General features: G+C 66.5%; 1 protein-coding gene. It reads right to left on the bottom strand.

What is annotated here, in order from left to right:
• Positions 1–15: 15 nt before the first annotated feature.
• Complete coding sequence (locus tag AB0L75_RS44060) at positions 16–2,121, bottom strand: ISAzo13 family transposase (RefSeq protein WP_365191922.1); 2,106 nt, start codon at positions 2,119–2,121, stop codon at positions 16–18.
• Positions 2,122–2,177: the final 56 nt, after the last annotated feature.

The following is a 2,177-nucleotide window of genomic DNA, read 5'->3' as shown; positions in this document are numbered from 1 at the left end:
CGGAGCCGTAAAGAATCAACTCATCGGCGTGTCGGTGTCGCTGGGTGGTTCCTCAAGCGCCCGGCCGGCAGCGAGCAGGTCTGCTGCGGTCGTGAAGCGTGTCGCGGCCGGCGGCAGCTCGATGCGCTCGTCCTGGAGGAGGGATTGGACTTCAAAGAGGGCACTGTTGAGGGTTCTGAGGCTGATACCGAAGGCTTCGGCCAGGGCAGGGCGGGTGCCGGCCTTGCGTGTGTAGAGCACGGCGGCCAGGATCCGTTCGGCGTCGGTGATCTTCTGACGGAAGACTCCGCCTCGGGTGCCCGGCTGACGGGGACCGCCACGCTGCTGGTGGCGGCGCTTCTCGACCAGGGCCGCATGCTGTACCGACAGTCGCTCGATGAGTGCGGCGAGGTCGGCCCGGCTCATGCCGGTCAATGCGGGATCCGACAGCGTTTCCGAAGGGCGGAATCGGCCCGGGGGCAGGGTGCCATGTCGCACGAAGGTGATGAGGTCCTGGCTGTTGGAGAAGCACAGTGTGGTGGGTGCGATGGCTACTCCGTGTGTCGCCAGGGCCCGGCGGACGTCCTTGATGGCTGGCCCGATGGTGTGCTGATTCATGCCGAGCATGTCCGCCATCACGTTCTGGGAGGTCACGTGACGGAGGTAGACAACGGCCAGTAGGACCTTGTCGGCTGAGGTGAGTGCCGGTCGGGCGTGGTTCCCGGCCTCCTGGCGGCGAGCACGTCCGCGCTGCCGGTGCAGCCGTTCCTCGCGCAGGGCTCCCAGGTCCGGGGCGATCCGTTCAACCAGGGTGGACAGCTCCGCGTGGGACATCCCGGTGAAGCGCGGATCTGCCAGGATCGCGAGGGCTTCTTGACGGGCAGTGCTCAGGGCGGCCGCGACGGAGGCCGCTTGGGTGGAGTGGCTGTGCGGGCTGATGGTGTAGTTCCAGGCACTGCGTTCGGGGTGATGTTTGATGGGCAGCTGCTCCAGTTGGTCTTTACTGACTGTGAGGCCCAGAGGGTAAGGCCGGCGATCGAGCGCGGCCTCGACGCGTAGTCCGGTGCGGGTGCGCGTTGCTGCGATGGACTGGACGACGACTTCGTGACTGGTCAGGGGCCTGCCACGCCAGTTCATCGTGATGTGCGAGAAAAGCCTGTGTTCGACCTTGTTCCATTTCGAGGTGCCCGGCGGAAAGTGACAGACCGTGATGTTCAGGCCCGTCTCGGCGGCCAGCCCGGCGAGTTCGGACCTCCAGACGCGGTAGCGGTAGCCGTTGGAGCCGCCCGCGTCCGCCGTGACCAGCAGCCGGGTCGCACGGGGGTAGTCGAGTCGGCCACGTGCCTGCCACCAGCGGCGGATCGAGGCGACGGCGAAGGCCGACGTGTCGTGATCGACACCGACGTTGACCCAGCCGGTGTCGGCGGTCAAGTCGTAGATGCCGTAGGGGATGGCGGTTTCGCTGTTCGGCGCGAAGAAGAAGCTGTGGTCCTCGACCTTGACCGGGTCACCTTTGGGCCGCCACTGGTGGCCCGGATTGTGCAGCTGGCCGAGCACCTCCTTCTTTTTCGTATCGACACTGATGACCGGCTCACCATCGCCCTGATGCCCTTTGACCTGCTCGTTGATGTAGCGGAACTGGGCATCGCGATCGGGATGCTGTTTCCCTTCAAGCCTCTTGGAGGCGGCCTGGAGGCTGAAGCCCGTCTCGCGCAGCAGTCTGCCGACGGTGACCGGTGAGACCGCGTGGCCCTGCCGGGTGAGCTCCGCGGCCAGGTTGCGCAGCGACTTCGTCGTCCAGCGCAACGGCGACATCGGATCTCCCCGCTCGTCCGGCTCCACAAGCCGCAACAGCGCGGGCAGCAGCTCGGGATCCCGCTCGACGGCACGCCGACGGCCACCACCAGGACGCCGGACACGCCCTTCATCCAGTGGCTCTCCGCCCGCCTCCAGCTCGAAGACGCCCTTGCGGACGGTGGACTCGCTGACCCCGGCTATCCGCGCGACCGCCCGTACGCCTCCGTGTCCCAAGAGCCTCGCCTCGTTCGCCAGCATCAGCCGCCGCTGCCGCTCGTTCAGGTGCGGCAACAACACCTCGAACCTCACAGCGAGTTGACCGTGAACGTCTCCCGGAAGCGCCATACCAGCCCAACGAGACTCGCAGAGAAGAAGCAGCACTTTGTTTCCGTACAAGTCCC

It is taken from the genome of Streptomyces sp. NPDC052101, assembly GCF_040680235.1.
Classification (GTDB): domain Bacteria; phylum Actinomycetota; class Actinomycetes; order Streptomycetales; family Streptomycetaceae; genus Streptomyces.
Note: the sequence above shows the minus strand (reverse complement) of the source record. Positions and strands in the feature narration are given on the sequence as shown.